We start from the raw sequence: 22,203 nt of genomic DNA, 5'->3' as shown, positions 1-22,203 counted from the left end.
GCAGTGTTTCGTTTCTAAGATAAACGAAGCATTGCGTTTTTTAATGTTTGAAAATCATAATTGTATGCGAAAATAGAAGTGAAGAATATTATTCCAAAAGTGAATTGATAACCAATTTAGTCGTTACATAAGGGATGAATTCATCGGTGGAGGCGATTGAAAATGGACTTTGAACAATTAAAGCAAGATGTAATTGCGTATAGTAAAACGATTGGTATAGATAAAATAGGTTTTGCCAGTGCTTCACCATTTGAGGAATTAAAGCAGCGTCTAATCCAGCAACAACAATTGAATTATCAGTCTGGATTCGAAGAGCCTGATATAGAGAAGAGAACGAATCCACAGCTATTGTTACCTGGTGCGAAATCAATTATTGCGATTGCTTTAGCATACCCTTCAAAATTAAAAAATGCACCATTAAGTAAACGAGGGGAACGACGTGGGATTTTTTGCCGTGCTTCTTGGGGCCAAGATTATCACCTTGTTCTACGAGATCGTTTGCAAAAGTTAGAGGCGTATTTAATCGAAAAGCTGCCGGATATAGAAGTGAAATCAATGGTTGATACAGGGGAGCTAAGTGATCGAGCTGTTTCAGAGCGTGCCGGTATTGGATGGAGTGGTAAGAACTGCGCTATTATTACGCCGGAATTTGGTTCGTATGTATACTTAGGAGAAATGATTACGAATGTTCCATTCCCTCCTGATCGGCCAATAGAAGATCAATGTGGAAGTTGTACGAGATGTATTGATATTTGTCCTACAGGTGCTTTAGTACAAGGGGGGCAGTTGGACTCGAAGAAATGTATTGCATTTTTAACACAGACAAAAGGGTTTCTGCCTGAAGAATATCGCGATAAAATAGGAAACCGTATATATGGATGTGATACGTGTCAGACTGTTTGTCCGAAAAATAAAGGAATGGATTTTCATAACCATCCTGAAATGGAGCCTGACCCTGAGTTAGTTAAACCGTTATTAACACCACTTTTAACAATTAGTAATCGTGATTTTAAAGAGAAGTATGGAATTATGTCTGGTTCATGGAGAGGTAAAAAACCATTGCAACGAAATGCTATTTTAGCACTTGCACATTTTAAAGAAACAGCAGCAATTCCTGATTTAATCGGTGTTATGAAAGATGATCCAAGACCAGTACTTCGAGGAACAGCAGCATGGGCACTTGGGAAAATTGGTGGAGATGGAGTAGGAGAAGCGATTGAAAAAGCGATGGAACGTGAGAAAGATGAAGAGGTTCTTCATGAAATGAATCGTGGACTTGAATTGTTAGCACAGAAAAAAGAGTAGATAATATCTCCCTTTTTCATATTGTAATATGGGAGGGAGACGAAATGGTTGTAAAAGCGAATATTGAAAAGCAAGTGCAACAGTTTTTAGCATATATAACAGAGAAACGAACAGATGTAGATGGTATTGCAGTAGATTTGTTACAAATGGTACAGAGAAAGAAACAATTGTTTCAAAAGCGTAGTGCACATATAGTGAAAGCAACTGCAGATATTTCTTTCATTAGACAATTAAATAGTAATGAGCATCAAGAAATTGATTATCAAATACACTTGAAATATTTAATTAAGCATAAAGAATTATTTTATATCGAAGAGGAACAATTAAAACGACGAGTTTATTTAAAAAATAGTTGTATAATAGATGATTATGCTCTTGAAGTGTCAGAAGAAATAGGAATAGGTGAAACGTTAGAACGGGAAGTCACGAAAGAAAAATACGGTTCATATCAATATAATCGTTTAGAGGCAGTGAAATATGCAGAGCGTTGGTGGGATGATCGTAATTCTGCATACCGTAATTTTCCGGATAATTGTACAAATTTCATTTCACAATGTCTGCACACTGGAGAAGTACCAATGAATGGACATCCTAACATTCGTAAAGGGTGGTGGCAAAGGGGAAACCAGTGGAGTTGGAGCTGGGCTGTAGCACACTCTTTTTATTGGTATTTGTCAGGTGCTACAACAGGGCTTCGAGCAGAAGCAGTAGAAAGGCCAGAAGACCTTATTCTTGGCGATGTAATTGCGTATGATTTTGAGGATGATGGTAGGTGGAATCATACGACAATTGTAGTAGCAAAAGACGCAGATGGTATGCCGCTTGTAAATGCACATTCAGCGAATAGCCGCAGGCGTTATTGGAACTATGAAGATTCTAGTAAATATACACCACAAATGAAATATAAATTCTTTCATATTATTAATGGGTAGAGATTTTTCGTTCAAGTGGTATAATACGTAGTAGATAAAAAATAGAGGTGAATATCGCGTGGGAGTACATGTTGTTTTATATCAACCAGAAATTCCAGCAAATACAGGAAATATTGCACGTACTTGTGCAGCAACTGGAACAGAATTGCATTTGATTAGACCGCTTGGATTTTCAACGGATGACAAAATGTTAAAGCGTGCAGGATTAGATTATTGGCAGCACGTAAAAGTTACGTATTATGATTCAATCGAAGAATTTTATGAGAAAAATAAAGATGGTGAATTCTTTTATTTAACAAAGTATGGCGAGAAAGCTCATACAGCATTTGATTATAGCAAACGTGAGAAGGATTACTATTTCGTATTTGGAAGAGAAACAAATGGATTACCAGCTAATGTAATTGAAGAAAACTTCGATCATTGTTTACGTATTCCAATGACGGATAAAGTACGTTCGTTAAATTTATCTAATACAGCAGCAATTTTAATTTATGAAGCGTTCCGTCAACAAAATTATCCAGGATTAGATTTAGAAATCGTTTATTAAAAGTCGCCATTTGGCGGCTTTTTTATTTTTTAAAAAAATATGTAATCATACATTTTAAAAAAGGTACATATTCATATAGAATGAGATATATGAATAAAAATAGATAAGACGGGTTGAGATAAATATGAAGGAACAATATAATAATCAAAATACCTTTTTAAGTATGATAGATATGGATTTAGTAAGACAGGGATTGTTACATGCTATTCAAGATTTAGTGTTTATTGTGAAAGTTATTGATGATGAAACTTTTAAATATATTTATGTGAATAAAATAGGAATGGATCACGCCAGGCTAGGGAAAGAATGTTATGGAAAAACTTTTGCAGAAGTATTACCAGAAGATACGGCAAGGTTATTGCAAGGACAATATGAAAAAGTAATGAGAGAAGCGAGAGCAAATACATTTTGTGATGTAATTAGTTTGCCAACTGGTGATATACATTATGAATCTTTACTTAATCCAGTATGCGATGTAAATGGAACATGTCAGTTTATTATTTGTATTACTAGAGATATTACAGCACAGGTTAAGAAAAAAGTGGAAATAGAAGAAAAACAAATGTTATTTAAGTCATTACTAGAATATAATAATGATTCCATTATATCTGTAGATTCTATTGGAAGAATTACATATGCAAATCCAGCAACTTATGAAATTTTTGGGTATCGATATGAAGAGTTAAAGGACCAATTTATTTTTCAGTTTATAAATAAAGAATATGAAAAAACTTTTCAAATTATATTTAAAAATGCTTTACAGGGAAGAGCAAAACAAATTGTTGCAAAGAAATACATTCATAAAGAAGGATATGAACTTTATATTTCCGTGAGGACAATCCCCATTATTGTGAATAGTGAAATCGTCGGGGTGTACATTGTTACGAGGGATGTTACGAGGCAAGTATTAAATGAGATGAAAACAGAATATTTGGCTTATTTCGATCAGTTAACAGGGTTAATGAATAGAATATCATGTACAAATAAGCTAAATGAATTTTTAGCTGAGAATAAAGAATTCGCATTGGTTTTTATAGATTTGGATGAATTTCACCTTATTAATGATACATTTGGTCATAAAGAAGGGGATCAAGTCTTAAAAAAAGTTACTGAATGCTTACGAGACCTAAAAATAGAAGATATGCATTTATTTAGAGAACATGATGATCAATTTGTTATGTTAATAGAAAATATAACGAGAGAATGCGTAGAGGAAGTTGCACAAACAATATTAAAAAAAATTAGTGAGCATTTTGTAATAGAGGAAGAGGATGTTTATTTAAGTGCATCAATTGGTATTGTAATGGCCCCAATTGATGGAGTGGATGAAAAAATGCTTTTCCAAAGAGTCGACGCAGCTTTGGAAAAAGCAAAGGAAAAAGGAAAAGGATATTATCATTTTTATTGTAGTGGATTAAATTGTGAACGTGAACAAAGGTTTATAATAGAGAATCAGTTACATCGTGCTATAGAGAAAAATGAATTTTTCTTATATTATCAACCTCAAATTAATATTGAAACGGGAAAGATAGCCAGTATGGAAGCATTAATAAGGTGGGAGAATAAGGAGCTAGGATTTGTCTCGCCAAATCAATTTATCCCACTTGCTGAAAGAACTGGATTTATTATTAAACTTGATGAATGGGTAGTACATCAAGTTTGTGAACAGATACGTGAATGGTTAAATAAAGGGTATGAAGTTGTACCAATTGCAGTTAATATTTCAGCTAGACATTTTCGTTCTATTACATTAATAGAGATGATTACACGTGCTTTAAATAAGTACAACGTCCCCCCTCATTTATTAGCAATAGAAGTTACAGAAGGGGCTCTTATACATAAAGATTTATCGAAAAGAGTGTTAATGCAGTTAAAAGAACAAAATTTAAAGATTCATTTAGATGACTTTGGAACGGGATATTCATCTTTAAGTTATTTAAAAACATATCCGATTGATACGTTGAAAATTGATCGTTCTTTTATGGAAGGTATATATAAAGATGAAAGAGACACGAATATTACGGCTGCAATTATTCATTTAGCACATACTCTAGGGTTAAATGTAATTGCAGAAGGAGTAGAAAAAGCGGAACAAATACAATTTTTAAAGGAAAAGAATGTGAAACTCGTACAAGGTTATTTTTATAATCGTCCTTTATCGATATACGATGTGGAAAATATTTATTTTAAATAGTGTATAAAAAATAAGAAAAAAAGTGATGTGCTTTTCAGCACATCACTTTTTATGTGTACCTGGTTTATCGTTATAACCAGATGTGAAAATAGCTGTAAGAAATGTGAGCGATACACCTAAAATTAATAATAACTTCATACTAATTTCCTCCTTACTTTTTCGGTTTACGAATCCTATTTGTGAATCGAAATGTATGTAAGGTTCCTAGAAGAAAAGAATTTATTTACAATGAATAGCAGCGTGAAAACTTTAATACCTTTATTATACAGAATTTTCTTTGAATTTTGGAGAGAATTTTATAGCGCTATTATATATTTCGTTTTGATTTAAAGAATGTTTAAGGACATCCTAGCATACCTTTTATAATAATCCGATTGAACAAGGAGATGGGGGAGGAGCTATAATGGATATTTTAAAGAAAATTGAACAATATCGGGAAGCAGAAGAACGTTTACAATGGGAAGGTACGTTTGCGGAGTATTTGGAGCTTGTGAAAGAAAGACCATGGGTGGCTCAAACAGCACACTCTCGCATTTACAATATGATAAAAGATGCTGGAATTGAAGAAGTTGATGGTAGAAGAAAATATAACTTCTTTAGTAATCAGCTATTTGGATTAGAGGATGCTTTAGAACGCCTTGTGGAAGAATATTTTCATCCATCTGCAAAACGATTAGATGTTAGGAAACGTATTTTGTTATTAATGGGGCCTGTTAGTGGGGGGAAATCAACATTAGTTACGATGTTGAAACGAGGATTAGAAACATATTCACGAACAGATCGTGGAGCGATTTTTGCAATAAAAGGATGCCCAATGCATGAAGATCCACTTCATTTAATTCCACAGCATTTACGGAATGATTTCTTTGATGAATATGGAGTAAGGATTGAAGGGAATTTATCACCATTAAATGTTATGCGTTTAGAGCAAGAATATGGATCAAGAATTGAGGATGTAGTTGTAGAGCGTATTTTCTTCTCTGAAGATCGCCGTACAGGAATTGGTACATTTAGTCCTTCTGATCCAAAATCACAAGATATTGCCGATTTAACAGGTAGTCTAGACTTTTCTACAATTGCAGAATACGGTTCGGAATCAGATCCTCGTGCATATCGATTTGATGGAGAATTAAATAAGGCGAACCGCGGCATGATGGAATTCCAAGAGATGTTAAAATGTGATGAGAAATTTTTATGGCATTTACTATCGCTTACACAAGAAGGGAATTTTAAAGCAGGAAGATTTGCGCTTATTTCAGCAGATGAATTAATTGTAGCGCATACAAATGAAACAGAGTATCGTTCCTTCATAGCAAATAAGAAAAATGAAGCATTGCATTCACGAATTATTGTAATGCCGGTTCCATATAATTTACGGGTTAGTGAAGAAGAACATATTTATGAAAAAATGATTCGTGAAAGTGATGTGTCCAATGTTCATATTGCACCGCATACACTTCGCGTTGCAGCAATGTTCACTATTTTAACTCGTTTAAAAGACCCAAAGCGTCCAGATATTGATTTAATTAAAAAGATGCGTTTATATGATGGAGAAACGGTAGAAGGATATAATACGATTGATGTAGAGGAACTGCAACGCGAATATCAAGATGAAGGTATGAAGGGGATTGACCCTCGTTATGTCATTAACCGAATTTCTTCTACAATTATTCGAAAAGAGGTACCATCTATTAATGCACTAGATGTACTGAGATCGTTAAAAGACGGATTGGATCAGCACCCGTCAATTAGTAGTGAGGACCGAGAGCGCTATATGAATTTCATCTCATTAGCGAGAAAAGAATACGATGAAATTGCTAAGAAAGAAGTACAAAAAGCATTTGTTTATTCATACGAAGAATCAGCTAAGACACTTATGGATAATTACTTAGATAACGTCGAAGCATACTGCAATAAATCAAAATTACGTGATCCGTTAACGGGCGAAGAAATGAGCCCAGATGAAAAACTTATGCGTTCGATTGAAGAGCAAATTGGAATTTCAGAAAATGCTAAAAAGGCATTCCGTGAAGAAATTTTAATTCGCATTTCTGCTTATGCACGTAAAGGGAAACGCTTTGATTATAATTCACATGAACGTCTTCGTGAAGCGATTCAGAAAAAATTATTTGCCGATTTAAAAGATATAGTGAAAATTACAACATCAACGAAAACACCAGACGAAAATCAGCTTAAGAAAATCAATGATGTTGTTGCACGCTTAATTGATGAGCATGGCTATAATTCTTCATCTGCGAATGAATTGTTACGATATGTAGGTAGTTTGTTAAATCGATAGTTTGATAACAAAACGCTGTCTCTTATTCTTGGGACGGCGTTTTGTTATCTATTGATATTTGTAAAAAGTGTCATAGCTTGTCCGAATATAATAAATTAAGATGCGATTTTATGAATTTCTTGTCAATTATTTTTACAATATGCATATGATAGAGTAACCAACCATTCATACAAAAAAGCCAACACAATACAATATGTTGCAAAACGAAAATGTGTGCAACAATGCATTGTGTTTCTTTCTTATCAACGGCTGAATGTTTCTTTCTATTATGTGAGTGGCAAAATTTTGTTTAGGATGCTCGGAGTATTGTATGAAAAACGCTATATATGTTTATGGGATGATTTTCGATGAACAGTTATTTTTCAAATATTCTAGTTACGCACACTAGAAAACAAAATTATAGATTGCTGTTCATAGAGGAAGACAATTACAGTAAGGAGGGAAAGGAATGAGCGAAGAAAACCAACCAAATTACACGATTTCACAGGAAAACTGGTCCCTCCATCGCAAAGGATATGACGACCAACAACGCCATCAAGAAAAAGTGCAGGAGGCAATCAAAAATAATTTACCAGACCTTGTAACAGAAGAAAGTATAGTTATGTCTAATGGCAAGGATGTTGTGAAAATACCGATTCGTTCTTTAGATGAATATAAGATTAGATACAATTATGATAAAAACAAACACGTTGGGCAAGGAAACGGTGACAGCAAAGTTGGTGATGTTGTTGCAAGAGATGGATCAGGTGGTCAAAAGCAGAAGGGACCAGGAAAAGGGCAAGGGGCAGGAGATGCAGCTGGAGAAGATTATTATGAAGCAGAAGTCTCAATTTTAGAATTAGAGCAAGCGTTTTTCAAAGAATTAGAGTTGCCGAATTTAAAGAGGAAAGAAATGGATGAAAACAGGATTGAGCACATTGAATTTAATGATATCAGAAAAACAGGATTATGGGGAAACATTGATAAAAAACGGACGATGATATCAGCATATAAACGAAATGCGATGCGTGGTAAAGCATCCTTCCACCCGATTCACCAAGAAGATTTAAAGTTCCGTACTTGGAATGAGGTGTTAAAGCCAGATTCGAAAGCGGTTGTATTAGCGATGATGGATACGAGTGGATCGATGGGAATATGGGAGAAGTATATGGCACGTAGCTTCTTTTTCTGGATGACAAGATTTTTACGCACAAAGTATGAAACCGTAGACATTGAGTTTATTGCTCACCATACGGAAGCGAAGGTCGTCACAGAAGAAGAGTTTTTCTCAAAAGGGGAAAGTGGTGGAACAATCTGTTCTTCTGTATACAAAAAAGCACTTGAGCTAATCGATAATAAATATTCACCAGACCGCTATAATATTTATCCATTCCATTTTTCAGACGGTGATAATTTAACTTCGGATAATGCTAGATGCGTAAAGCTTGTGGAAGAGTTGATGAAGAAGTGTAATATGTTTGGGTATGGGGAAGTGAATCAGTACAACCGCCACAGTACGCTTATGTCAGCATATAAAAATATTAAAGACGAGAATTTCAGATATTATATTTTAAAGCAAAAAGCAGATGTATTTCATGCGATGAAGAGCTTTTTTAAAGAAGAATCAGGAGAAAAAATGGCATAACCCCTTGTAAAGGGGTTATTTTTTTGTAAACTTTTTATTTTTTTAGTTGACAACGATAATGAAAATCATTATCGTTTATTCGAGAAATGATTACATTTTGATTTATATATTTTGGAGGAGATGTAAAGTTGGAAAGAAATAAAAGAAAACATATAAATGCGATGATTATCACTGCGGCGTTATCGCTTCCATTTGCTACGTATTCAACGCCTGCTTTAGCAGCTGTAGCAATTGAGGCTAATAAAACGGGATATGCTTTAGAAGATGGTACATATGATGCTGTTATTAAAGCGTATAAAGATAAAACGAATGAAGAATCTATGGCAGCTGTTTATATAAAAAATCTGAAATTAACAATTGAGAATGGAAAGAAAATTGTAACGGCAACGTTAAGTGATAGTGATTTCTTCCAATACTTGAAAACAGAGGATATTGATACTCCTGGTGTATTCCATGATGTAAAAGTCATATCAGAGGATAAAAAGAAAAATGGGACGAAGGTTATTCAATTTGAAGTTGGAGAATTAGGAAAAAGATATAATATGCAAATGCATATTTATATTCCGACGATGGCTTATGACAATAAGTATCAAGTACAGTTTGAAGTAAATGCATTAAATTTAGAAAACAATGTTCCAGAAGAACAAAAGGAAAATAAAGAGGATAAAGTGGATCAACAAGATGAAAGTGCAAATGTAATAGTTGATAAGAAATTACAACAGCATATTAATAAATATAATTTAGAGAGAAAAAATATAAATGAACCTATAACGAAGGAAGATTTATTACAAATTAAAACATTATCCATATACTCAGGTGAGGGGATAAATGAAATAGCTGGTTTAGAATATATGACAAACTTAGAGAAGTTGACATTAAGAGAGTCTAATGTAACAGACATATCTGTTATCTCGGGATTGAGACATTTGAAATATTTAGATTTATCCTCTAATCCAATTGAAAGCATTCAACCCGTTTCTAAGCTAGAGAATCTTGACATGCTCTTTTTAAGAGATAACAAAATTGCAGATCTTACACCGTTAAGTCAAATGAAAAAGATTAAAATATTAGATTTAATTGGTAATAATATAAAGGATCTTACACCATTATTTACAGTGTTATCGTTAGAAGAAGTATACTTAGCAAATAATCAAGTTAGTAATCTTTCGGGTATTGAGAAGTTAAAGAATGTGAATCTATTATGGATAGGAAATAATAAAATTAGTGATGTTGAGCCTATTAGTAAAATGAGTAATCTTATTGAACTAGAAATTGCTGATAGTGAAATAAAAGATATATCATCATTATCTAAATTAGTAAAAATACAAGTATTGAATTTAGAAGAGAATTATATCTCTGATATATCGCCACTGAGTAATTTAACAAATTTACATGAGATAAATCTTGGAGCGAATGAAATTTCTGACATAAAGTCTGTTGAGGAATTGGGTAAGCGAACTTCAATAGATATTCAAAGACAAAAAATCTTTTTAGATGAAGCAAGCGTAGATGAAGAAATAAAAATTCCAGTATACAATTTTAAAGGAGAGCCACTTCAAAATATTAAATTGAAAAGTGAGGGGGCTACGCTGAGTAACGGATTTATAAAATGGAATAGTCCTGGAGAAAAAATATATGAATTTAAACTAGATACGAATCCTGCTGAAAGTAAAATAAGATTTAATGGGACGGTTATACAAAGTATAGTTGAAAAACAAACAGAAAGTAAAAATGTAATTCTTGATAAAAATTTACAACAACATATTAATAAAAAGAATTTTGGTAGAGAGAATCTAAATGCCCCTATAACAAAAGAAGATTTATTACAGATTAAAACATTAGAGATACCTAAAGAAAAAGGAAAAGAGATAAAAAATCTAACTGGTTTAGAATACATGACGAACTTAGAAAACCTCACTTTAGAAGGAGTAGGGTTGAAAAATATTGAGTTCATTTCAAACTTGAAACAATTGAAAGACGTGAATGTATCTCATAATAAAATTGAAGATATAACGCCGTTATCTTCACTGGAAAATTTACAGTGGTTAAACCTTGCGGATAATCATATTAAAGATGTATCAGTTCTTGGTTCAATGTTAGACCTACTCAGTTTAAAATTAGCTGGAAATGAGATTCGTGATGTAAGGCCGTTAATACAATTAGGTCAATGGTTTTCAATTGATGCCGGAAGACAAAAAATCATTTTAAATGAAGCGAAAGTAAATGAAGAAATTCAAGTTCCGGTATATGACTTAGAAGGAGAAACTATTGAGAATATTAAACTAACAAGTGAGGGTGGAACGTTTAATAACGGAGTAATGAAATGGAGTACTCCAGGTGAAAAGGTATATAAATTTGATTTAGATTCGGATGAAACTAGTATAAGCTTTAATGGAACAGTTATCCAGAATATAGTTGAAAAAGAAGAAGTGACAGAACCAACAAAAGAAGTTGAAGAAATAAAAGAAGAAGTAAAAGAGCCGGTAAAAGAAATTGAAGAAACAAAAGAAGAAGTAAAAGAGCCGGCGAAAGAAGTTGCAGGTACAAAAGAAGAAGTGAAAGAACCGGCGAAAGAAGTTGCAGGTACAAAAGAAGAGGTAAAAGAATCAGCAACTGGATTGGATCAAGAGCCAAAAGGGAATAATCAAGTTGGTCCAGTAAAAGTGGTAGGACAAGAGAGTGCGAAAGAAAAAGATTCAAATAAACAACATGCTAATAAGCAAGAGGAAAATCAGAAGTCTTTAGCAGAAACTGGTGGTCAAGCTAACACACCGACCTTACTTTCTGGATTAGCACTTGTTCTTTCAGCATTAAGTATGTTTGTATTTAGAAAGAGATTATTTAAGAAATAAATAACGTTTTATCTTATTATTATATAAAATGATTATATAAGTTTTTGAGAAGCCCTTATTATAGCAATTTCATGTTGAAATATGCTTATGATAAGGGCTTTTTGAATAGGGGAAGGATATTAATACGAGGATGTTTCGATTTCTTAAATAATGGAGCAACTGTAGCGGAAACTGTAAGTCCCTTTCGTTCACTATATGTTCAAAATGTATGAAGAAATAATATGAAATATTGCATTTTATATCATTTCATCTAGATAATATGTTAATTTCTTGAATGGAATATATAAATAGGGGGCAATAATATGAACAAGCAATCAAAGATCAATAAAGTGTTGCTTAGTATTAGTACAATGGCGCTATCGCTCGGAGCAATTCAAACGAATGTATCAGCAGAAGAAAAGGTACCGTATAATGTATTGCATTCGAAACCAGTTGGAATTGAAAAACCAGTAGATGAGATCGGACACGCTTCTAAAGCCGAGGAAACATTATCATTTCAAGAACGTTTAAAAGTAGGAGATTTTTCACAGCGACCAGCATCTATTACGAAGAAATTGGCAGTAAAGCAAGCTAAAGAAAGCTATTCAATGGCTGATTTAAACAAAATGAATGATCAAGAATTAATTGAAACGTTAGGCAGTATTAAGTGGCACCAAATTACAGACTTATTCCAGTTTAATGAAGATGCAAAAGCCTTTTATAAAGATAACGGAAAAATGCAAGTAATTATAGACGAATTAGCTCATAGAGGTAGTACATTTACGAAAGATGATTCAAAAGGAATTCAAACGTTTACTGAAGTGTTACGTTCAGCTTTTTATCTTGCATTTTATAATAATGAATTAAGCGACTTAAATGAAAGAAGCTTCCAGGACAAATGTTTACCAGCGTTAAAAGCTATTGCGAAAAATCCCAACTTTAAGCTTGGAACAAATGAGCAAGATACAGTCGTATCTGCATACGGAAAATTAATTAGTAATGCATCAAGTGATGTTGAAACGGTGCAATACGCATCGAATATTTTAAAACAATATAATGATAATTTTAATGCATATGTAGACGATCGTATGAAAGGACAAGCTGTATACGATATGATGCAAGGCATTGATTATGATATACAGTCTTACTTAAATGAGGCTCGTAAAGAAGCGAATGAAACGATGTGGTATGGAAAAGTAGATGGGTTTATTAATGAAATAAATCGTATTGCTCTTCTAAATGAAGTAACGCCAGAAAATAAATGGCTCGTTAATAATGGAATTTATTTTGCTAGTCGTTTAGGTAAGTTTCATAGTAATCCAAATAAAGGATTAGAGGTTGTTACACAGGCAATGCATATGTACCCGCGTTTAAGTGAGCCGTATTTTGTTGCAGTAGAACAAATTACAACAAACTATAATGGGAAAGATTATAGCGGGAATACGGTAGATTTAGAGAAGATACGTAAAGAAGGAAAAGAGCAATACTTACCAAAAACGTATACATTCGATGATGGATCTATTGTATTTAAAACTGGGGATAAAGTGTCAGAAGAAAAAATCAAGAGATTATATTGGGCTGCGAAGGAAGTAAAAGCGCAATATCACCGTGTGATCGGAAATGACAAAGCTTTAGAACAAGGTAATGCAGACGACGTATTAACGATAGTAATCTATAATACTCCAGACGAATACCAGTTAAATAGACAATTGTATGGATATGAAACAAACAACGGTGGAATTTATATTGAAGAGACAGGGGCATTCTTTACATATGAGCGTACGCCAGAGCAAAGTATTTATAGTTTAGAAGAGTTATTCCGTCATGAGTTTACTCATTATCTTCAAGGGAGATATGAAGTTCCCGGTTTATTTGGAAGAGGAGATATGTATCAAAATGAAAGATTAACTTGGTTCCAAGAAGGGAATGCAGAATTTTTCGCAGGATCTACTCGTACAAATAACGTTGTACCAAGAAAGAGCATCATTAGTGGATTATCATCTGATCCTGCAAGTCGTTATACAGCAGAGCGTACACTATTTGCTAAATATGGTTCTTGGGATTTCTATAACTACTCGTTCGCATTGCAGTCTTACTTATATACTCATCAATTTGAAACGTTTGATAAAATTCAAGATTTAATTCGTGCGAATGATGTGGGAAATTATGATACGTATCGTGAGACTTTAAGTAAAGATTCTAAGTTAAATAAAGAGTATCAAGAGTATATGCAGCAGTTAATTGATAATCAAGATAAGTACAATGTGCCGGAAGTAGCAGATGATTATTTAGCTGAACATGCACCAAAAGCACTAACAGAAGTGAAGAAAGAAATTAGTGAAACGTTGTCTATGAAAGATACAAAAATGACAAAGCATACATCTCAATTCTTTAATACATTTACATTAGAAGGCACATTTACAGGTAGTGTAACAAAAGGTGAGTCAGAAGACTGGAAAGCAATGAGTAAAAGAGTAAATGAGGCTTTAGAACAATTGACGCAAAAAGAATGGAGTGGCTACAAAACGGTTACAGCATATTTCGTCAATTACCGTGTGAATAGCTCTAATCAATTTGAATATGATGTAGTCTTCCACGGTATCGCAAAAGATGACGGAGAAAATAAAGCTCCGACGGTTAATGTAAACGGACCTTATAACGGGCTTGTAAAAGAAGGAATTCAATTCAAAAGTGATGGGTCAAACGATGAAGATGGAAAAATCGTTTCTTATTTATGGGACTTCGGGGATGGAAGTACAAGTACAGAAGTTAATCCAGTACATGCATATGAAAGAGAAGGAACTTATAAAGTAGCGTTAAGAGTAAAAGATGATAAAGGTAAAGAGAGCAGAAATGAAACAACTGTTACGATTAAAGATGGGAGTTTAACAGAATCTGAACCAAATAATCGTTCAGAGGAAGCAAATCGTATTGGGTTAAACACTACTATAAAAGGTAGCCTTATCGGTGGGGATCATACCGATGTTTATACATTTAATGTCGCATCAGCGAAAGATATCGATATTTCTGTTTTAAATGAGTATGGAATCGGGATGACATGGGTACTTCACCATGAATCAGATATGCAAAATTACGCAGCTTATGGTCAAGCTAATGGAAATCATATAGAAGCAAAATTTAATGCAAAACCAGGTAAGTATTACTTGTATGTATATAAATATGATAATGGCGATGGAACGTACGCATTATCAGTAAAATAAGTGCTTTTCCAATGTATGTTTAACTTTACTTTTTGTGGAAAACAGTATATTATATAGATATACAATATATCGGTTATTTACTAGGAGGAGCCTGTCACAATAGGTTTCTCCTGTTCTTTTTTAGAGACCTGTCTTACAGGTTTTTCTTTAAAAATTAAATAACTGAAAATTAAGATTAATAATTTTTGAAAGAGGTGGGGCATACACATAACAAAAAAGGGATTGTTTAAGAAAGGGGGATAAGAAATGGTCTTGTTTGGTTATCCACTTGAAACAATTTATTTATACGGATTTATAATTGCAACTATACTTACTGTCATTTATATCTTCTTTGGAGATATATTTGAATCAATATTTAGCTTTGGTGGAGGATCTGTATCCGTTGTAACGTTGCTACTTAGTTTTTTCGCCATGTTATGTGGACTTAGTTATATAGGAGAATATTTATATTCTTATAATAGTCTCGTTATTTTCGGGTCCTCATTTGCTATATCTTTTATCGGTGTTTTCATAATGAAAATACTAATTTTAAAACCAATTGCAGAAGCGGAACAAAATACTGTGCAACGTATGGATGAATTCATTGGTTGCAAGGGGGAAGTCATTACGACAATTCCTACAGAAGGATTTGGAGAAGTATTAATCTCATCCCAATTTGGAAGTAATGCAATACCAGCGAAAACAATTGGAAAAAAAGATATTTCACAAGGAACCGAGGTCATTATTGAAGGAGTTCAAGATGGTGTTTTACTTGTACAAAACATCGCTTATTCTTTAAAGAAACCAAAATTATAAGGGGGAATTTATATGACGATTCCATTAATTATCGGTGGAGTTTTACTCGCAATTTTACTTTTACTCATTTTAGTATTTATTACGAAGTATCGTACAGTTGGCCCGGACGAAGCATTAATTGTAACAGGGAACTGGCTTGGTGGTGGAAAGAATGTCGTTACCACTGATGATGGAAAGAAGATTAAGATTATCCGCGGTGGTGGTACTTTCGTTGTTCCAATTATGCAACGGGCAGAACTTCTTAGCTTATTAAACTACAAATTAGAAGTTGGAACACGTGATACCTATACGAAACAAGGTGTACCGATTACAGTAAACGGTGTTTCTATTATTAAAGTAGGATCGACAATTGAAGAAGTTTCTACAGCAGCTGAACAATATTTAGGAAAAGAAACGGAAGAGTTAAAAGTAGAAGCAAAAGAAGTTTTAGAAGGGCATCTACGTGCTATTTTATCTTCTATGACAGTAGAAGATGCTTATAGTAATAGAGAGCAATTCGCACAAAAGGTGCATGAAGTGGCTTCTACTGATTTGAAGAAGATGGGACTTCGCATCGTTTCCTTTACAATTAAAGAAATAATGGATAAAAACGGTTACTTAGATGCACTTGGTCAGCCGCAAATTGCAATGGTTAAGCGTGATGCAACAGTTGCGAATGCAGAGCGTGAAAAAGAGGCACGAATTGAAAAAGCTCGTGCTGAGAAAGAAGCAAAAGAAGCAGAATATCAACGTGATGCACAAATCGCTGAAGCTGAAAAACATAAGGAATTAAAAGTACAATCTTATAAGAGGGACCAAGAACAAGCTCGTGCAGATGCAGATCTTTCTTACGAATTACAACAAGCGAAAGCACAACAAGGTGTTACAGAAGAGCAAATGCGAGTTAAAATCATTGAGCGTGAAAAGCAAATTGAGTTAGAAGAAAAAGAGATTGCGCGTCGTGAAAAGCAATACGATGCAGAAGTAAAGAAAAAGGCAGATGCAGATCGCTATGCTGTTGAACAATCAGCTGAAGCGGAAAAAGTAAAACAAATGAAAAAAGCAGATGCGGATCAATATAAAATTGAAGCAGAAGCAAGAGCACGTGCAGAAGAAGTTCGTGTAGAAGGTTTAGCAAAAGCAGAAATTGAAAAAGCACAAGGTCAGGCAAAGGCAGAAGTACAAAAGGCGCAAGGTACAGCGGAAGCAGATGTTATTAGGTTAAAAGGTTTAGCAGAAGCAGAAGCGAAACAAAAAATTGCAGAAGCATTTGAATTATATGGGCAAGCCGCGATTATGGATATGGTTCTTAAAATGCTTCCAAGTTATGCGAAAGAAATTGCGAGTCCGCTTAGCAACATTGATAAAATTACAGTCGTTGATACAGGCGGTGGTGGAAAGAATAGCGGTGCCGGAAAAGTTGCAGGGTATGCGACTGATTTAATGGCAACAATGCAGGAAACACTAAAAGCTTCTTCTGGTATTGATTTAAAAGAATTACTAGAAGGATTCGCTGGAAAAGGTGCCGTGCAGCAAATATCAAACGATAAACCTGTTGTATCTGTAGTAGAAGATGGGAAAAAAGAAATAGAAAAAGATAAAAAATAGTAAGGTGGAAAGAACCTCTAGTAAATGGGATACTAGAGGTTCTTTCGTGAAATGTAATATTTAGAATAATATACATTTTTATATATTGTTTTAATTATTTAAATTCTATAGAATGAAAAAGGTATGTAACAATACTTTAAATGTAGAGAAAGATGAGGGAAAAAAGAAAGAGGGTCTCATCAATGCATTTAAATCGTATGATTTGTATAAAGAGATTAAATGTAAAATGATTGCATTTAAAACGGTATGGAGGGGTAGGAATATGTTCCAAGGAAAATTAAGGAGTAGAAGCTTAAAAATAAAATTACTTGTATCATTTATTATTATTTTAATTCTTCCAAGTATTGTAATTGGTTGGACGTCTTATCAGCAGGCGAAGAAAAATTTTAATGAGACAATTTTGCAATCAGCAAAAGATAACGTGAAGGTTTTAAATAATGTAATTAATAAAGAGTTAGATAGTAAGAAAGTAGACGCAGCATATTTTACAAAATTATTCACTGGAGCGAGTTATCAAGCAGATCAGCTTCAAAACGTGCAAAATAAATTAGAAGAATATAATAAATTACATCCAGAAATGGAAGCAATATATACTGGATCTAGTAATGGGCAATTTATTCAATCACCGGCAATTCAAATGCCAGAAGGGTATAATCCGGCAGAAAGAGATTGGTATAAAGAGGCAGTGAAAAAAAGTGGAGAAGTAATTATTACGGCTCCATATAAATCAAAAACGACAGGAAATATTGTTGTTACAATAGCAAAACAAAATGAGGATAAAAGTGGTGTTCTCGGTATTGATTTAATTATAAATGATATTGTAAATACTTCGAAAATGGTTAATATCGGTAAAGAAGGGTATGTTGCAATTTTTGATCAGGATAAAAATGTAGTAGCACATCCAATGCTGAAGCCAGGGGAAAAGGTAGAAGAGAAACTTGAAAAGGAACTGTATAAACAAGAAACAGGTGATTTTCAATTTTCATTAGATGGCGAGGATCGCAATATCACTTTTAAAACAAATAAGCAAACCGGATGGAAAATAGCAGGAATTATGCCTTCAAAAGAAATAATTGAAGCGGCTGAACCTATTTTCTATAAAACATTAACTGTTATTGGTATCTCATTAATAATTGGTGGGATTGTAATTTACTTCATAATCGCATCTATTATTAAACCGTTAAAACAACTTGTTATATCAGCGAGGAAAATTAGCGAAGGTGACTTAACGGAGTCAATTACTGTTCGTTCAAGAGATGAAATTGGTCAGTTAGGTGAAAGCTTTAATGAGATGGCGGCATCATTACATGATGTAATTTCAAATATTAATACTTCAGCTGGTCATGTAGCAGCTTCTTCGGAAGAATTAACAGCTAGTATGAAGCAAGCAAGTGAAGCGACGGAACAAATTACAAGGGCGATGGAACAAGTATCGAGTGGGGCAGAAATACAAACGCGGGAAGTTGAAGAAGGAGCGACTTTGTTAGAAGAAGTTACAGAAGGAATTCAGCGTGTTGCGGATAGCTCTTCATTAGTGTCCACAGCATCTATGTATACGAAGCAAAAAGCTGAAGATGGTGGAAAGTTAGTTGAACAAACTGTGAATCAAATGCAATTAATTCATGAGTCTGTGTCACAGTCAGACGAAGTCATTTCTTTATTAGATGATAAGTCGAAGCAAATTGGAGCTATTCTAGAAGTGATTCAACATATTGCACAGCAGACAAACTTATTAGCATTAAATGCTGCAATTGAGGCTGCAAGAGCTGGAGAGCAAGGAAGAGGTTTTGCAATTGTAGCAGATGAAGTACGTAAACTAGCGGAACAATCGGGACAGTCTTCTACGGAAATTGGAAAGTTAGTGAAAGAGATACAATTTGATATAAAAGAAACTGTAAGTTCTATGAATCAAGTTGGGACAGAGGTACAATCAGGGCTTGTAGTTGCAAATGAGGCGAAGCAAAGCTTTGTAGAAATATTGAAATCTACAAATGATACAGTTGTACAAATTGATAGTATGGTAGATGTAGCGAAGCGAATGACGATAGATACAAAACAAGTAAGTGCATCTATTAATGAAATTGCAGCAACGATTGAAGAAAATGCAGCAAGCGTTCAAAATATTGCTGGCTCCTCTGAAGAACAAGTAGCTTCAGTAGAAGAAATAAATTCAGCAGCAGTTCACTTATCGCGAATGGCTGAAGAATTACAAGAGATGATTGGTAAATTTAAAGTGTAATAACAAGCATTAAGAAACGAGGTAGTAATTTTACTTCGTTTCTTTTTTTATCCCGCTATTTGTGGGCAGTAAAACTCCCACCTCATAATTCGGCTGGAGCAAAGAAGTTAGGTGGGAGTCGGGCGGCCCGTAGATGCCCGATTGGTGAAGGCTAATAATCAGTGGGGGATGAACAAAACCCCCACTGATTAAAGTTTCACTTTATGAAGATAAAGATAAAGAAATATATAGTAACCGTGTTATGATAAAAGGTGATAATTAAAAAGACTGTATTTTCTTTAAATTCTATCTTTAGCCATGTTAGGGGAATGATTTTGAAATTGAAGAAATTGAAACTACAACCGAGAATTACATTAACTATTAGTACACTTATTCTTGCTGTGCTTCTGTTAACGAGTTATTTATTTTACTACATATTATCTGAAACGGTAGAAGACCAAATCGGAAAAAGAGCGTTGCATGTTGCGAAAACAGTTGCTGCTATACCGGAAATCCAGGAAGCTTTTCAAAAAGAAAATCCAGCTTCTATTATTCAGCCAATTGCAGAAAAAATTCGAATCGAAACAGATGCTGACTTTATTGTAGTTGGAAATAAAGATGGTATTCGTTATGCACATCCTAAGCGAGATAAAATAGGAGAAGCTATGGTGGGCGGAGATAACAAAGGGGTTCTATTAGAAGGGAAATCTTACGTTTCGAAAGCAACGGGATCATTAGGGCCTTCATTACGTGGAAAAGTCCCAATTCGTAATCAGGATAATGAAATTATTGGTGTAGTATCTGTTGGTTTTTCCATGGATGATATTCATGGAGCGATAGAAGTGTATGGAAAGCGTGTGTTTTGGATTACAATAACAGGTCTGTTAATTGGGATAATTGGCTCTGTATATTTAGCTAAAAGTATTAAGCGGATGATGTTTGGAATGGAGCCAGAAGAAATTTCATCTTTATACGAGGAGCATAGTACAGTTATTCAATCTGTACGTGAAGGAATTGTAGTAATCGATAAAAATGGTATGGTTAGTTTAGTAAATCAAGCGGCATACGATATCCTTTCTTTAGATAAACAACAAAATATAATAGGGAAATTTATTTTAGATGTTATTCCTAATTCATCGATACTGGATGTACTTCAAACCGGAGAAGAACAATTTGATCGCCAATTAAATATAAAGGGGCAGGATGTTATTGCTAATCGTCTACCTATTAAAGTTAATCATAAAGTAACTGGTGTAGTATCCAGCTTGCGCTTGAAATCTGAGATGGATCAATTAACAGCGGAATTATCTCAAACACGGCAATATACAGAGGCATTACGGGCGCAAACACACGAATATAACAATTTATTGTATACGCTTTCAGGTCTTATTCAATTAGAGTCTTATGAAGATGCTTTAGAGCTTATTCATAAGGAAACGGCAGTATATCAAGAGTTCGTTCAATTTATTATGAAACGAATTCAAAATCCATGGTTAGGTGGGATTTTAATTGGATTTTATAATAGGGCGCGAGAGTTGAAGATTGATTTTATGTTAGATCGGGAAAGTGGTTTAGAAGAGTTAAGTCCGCATATTGAGAGTAATTACGTTGTTTCTATTTTAGGGAATTTGATTACGAATGCATTTGAAACAATTGAAAGAAATCACGAGCATAATAAGAAAGTAAGAATGTTTGTAACAGACATTGGCGAAGAAATATTAATTGAAGTGGAAGATTCAGGACAAGGTGTTCATGATGAAATAATTACAAGCATATTCTATAAAGGTTTTTCGACGAAGGCGGGCGAAAAACGTGGATATGGATTAGCGAAAGTGAAAGAGTTAGTGGAAGATTTAAATGGAAGTATTGCGATTGAAAAAGGGGATTTAGGTGGTGCTTTATTTATCATTGCATTACCGAAAGAGAGAGGCGAATTGTAATGAATGAGGGGATTGAAGTATTGATTGTAGAAGATGATATTCGGATTGCGGAAATTCATCGTCGTTTTACTGAAAAAATTGAGGGGTTTAAAGTAATTGGAACAGCAACGACTGGGGAACAGGCGAAAGAATGGCTAGAGTTTGTAAAGCCACAACTCGTTTTACTAGATGTATATTTACCTGACATGCAAGGGACAGAACTCGTCACATATATTAGGCATAATTTGCATGATACAGATATTATTATGATTACAGCCGCATCAGAGACGGATGTAGTGTGGCATGCTTTACGAGGCGGGGTAACAGATTATATCGTAAAGCCACTTACATTTGATCGGTTTAAAACAAGTTTAGAAGGTTATCAAAAGAAGATTACGAAGTTAAAGAAAAATGCTCAATTATCTTCAGAACAGATTGAACATCTATGGTCCCAAAGAGGGGTGCAGGCAAATCCAATAGAATATGCGCCAAAAGGAATCGATCCTTTAACGTTAGCAAAAATAAAAAAGCATATGCTAACTATTAATGAAGAGGGAATTACTGCAGAGATACTAAGTTCAATGGTAGGTGTAAGCCGATCAACTGCTAGGCGCTATTTAGAGTATTTGATCTCTGGAAAGAAAGTGCATGCGGAGCTTATATATGGAAGTGTGGGAAGGCCAGAAAGAAGGTATTTCCGCGTTTCTTCATAGGGGATTTTTACAACAATA

The 22,203-nt window shown here is 34.1% G+C and carries 13 protein-coding genes and 1 pseudogene; all 14 read left to right on the top strand.

Going from position 1 to position 22,203, the window contains the following annotated elements; translation table 11 throughout:
* Positions 1–162 precede the first annotated feature (162 nt).
* Positions 163–1,305, top strand: a complete 1,143-nt coding sequence (gene queG, locus ABH955_RS24475; protein WP_404491763.1) for a tRNA epoxyqueuosine(34) reductase QueG — start codon at positions 163–165, stop codon at positions 1,303–1,305.
* Between the two features lie 44 nt (positions 1,306–1,349).
* Positions 1,350–2,237 carry an amidase domain-containing protein gene (locus tag ABH955_RS24470; RefSeq protein WP_113937851.1) on the top strand — a complete coding sequence of 296 codons (888 nt, stop codon included), beginning with the start codon at positions 1,350–1,352 and terminating at the stop codon, positions 2,235–2,237.
* Positions 2,238–2,295: 58 nt separating this feature from the next.
* Positions 2,296–2,784 carry a tRNA (uridine(34)/cytosine(34)/5-carboxymethylaminomethyluridine(34)-2'-O)-methyltransferase TrmL gene (gene trmL, locus ABH955_RS24465; protein WP_000538149.1) on the top strand — a complete coding sequence of 163 codons (489 nt, stop codon included), beginning with the start codon at positions 2,296–2,298 and terminating at the stop codon, positions 2,782–2,784.
* A gap of 124 nt (positions 2,785–2,908) precedes the next feature.
* Positions 2,909–4,978 carry a sensor domain-containing protein gene (locus ABH955_RS24460; protein ID WP_404457131.1) on the top strand — a complete coding sequence of 690 codons (2,070 nt, stop codon included), beginning with the start codon at positions 2,909–2,911 and terminating at the stop codon, positions 4,976–4,978.
* Between the two features lie 403 nt (positions 4,979–5,381).
* A complete protein-coding gene (locus tag ABH955_RS24455; RefSeq protein ID WP_002029658.1) occupies positions 5,382–7,277 on the top strand; it encodes a PrkA family serine protein kinase in 1,896 nt (631 codons plus the stop codon).
* Positions 7,278–7,725: 448 nt separating this feature from the next.
* Positions 7,726–8,901 carry a sporulation protein YhbH gene (gene yhbH / locus ABH955_RS24450; protein ID WP_002010376.1) on the top strand — a complete coding sequence of 392 codons (1,176 nt, stop codon included), beginning with the start codon at positions 7,726–7,728 and terminating at the stop codon, positions 8,899–8,901.
* 128 nt (positions 8,902–9,029) lie between these two features.
* Entirely contained in the window at positions 9,030–11,753 is a 2,724-nt protein-coding gene (locus ABH955_RS24445) for a leucine-rich repeat domain-containing protein (RefSeq protein WP_404491762.1), read from the top strand.
* Between the two features lie 302 nt (positions 11,754–12,055).
* Positions 12,056–14,953, top strand: coding sequence for a collagenase ColA (colA, locus tag ABH955_RS24440; protein WP_404491761.1), 2,898 nt, complete (start codon positions 12,056–12,058; stop codon positions 14,951–14,953).
* Positions 14,954–15,199: 246 nt separating this feature from the next.
* Positions 15,200–15,748: an NfeD family protein gene (locus ABH955_RS24435; RefSeq protein ID WP_016121430.1), complete on the top strand. Its 549-nt coding sequence runs from the start codon at positions 15,200–15,202 to the stop codon at positions 15,746–15,748.
* A gap of 12 nt (positions 15,749–15,760) precedes the next feature.
* Positions 15,761–17,335: a flotillin lipid rafts scaffold protein FloT gene (locus tag ABH955_RS24430; RefSeq protein ID WP_088038384.1), complete on the top strand. Its 1,575-nt coding sequence runs from the start codon at positions 15,761–15,763 to the stop codon at positions 17,333–17,335.
* A 112-nt stretch (positions 17,336–17,447) separates the two neighbouring features.
* Positions 17,448–18,635 (top strand): annotated as a pseudogene (locus tag ABH955_RS24425) (HAMP domain-containing protein); the annotation flags it as partial.
* Complete coding sequence (locus ABH955_RS24420) at positions 18,627–19,574, top strand: methyl-accepting chemotaxis protein (protein WP_373695849.1); 948 nt, start codon at positions 18,627–18,629, stop codon at positions 19,572–19,574. The pseudogene ABH955_RS24425 and the gene ABH955_RS24420, both read left to right, overlap by 9 nt.
* Positions 19,575–19,882: 308 nt before the next feature.
* Positions 19,883–21,493 (top strand): ATP-binding protein, encoded by a 1,611-nt coding sequence (locus ABH955_RS24415; RefSeq protein ID WP_404457137.1) that lies wholly within the window; start codon positions 19,883–19,885, stop codon positions 21,491–21,493.
* Positions 21,493–22,185 carry a response regulator gene (locus ABH955_RS24410; RefSeq protein WP_016101865.1) on the top strand — a complete coding sequence of 231 codons (693 nt, stop codon included), beginning with the start codon at positions 21,493–21,495 and terminating at the stop codon, positions 22,183–22,185. Before ABH955_RS24415 ends, ABH955_RS24410 begins: the two co-directional genes overlap by 1 nt.
* Positions 22,186–22,203: the final 18 nt, after the last annotated feature.

Origin of the sequence: Bacillus sp. RC240 (genome assembly GCF_044907945.1) — a bacterium.
GTDB lineage: Bacteria > Bacillota > Bacilli > Bacillales > Bacillaceae_G > Bacillus_A > Bacillus_A mycoides.
The sequence above is the reverse complement of the archived record's forward strand: the minus strand, read 5'-3'. Positions and strand labels throughout refer to the sequence as shown.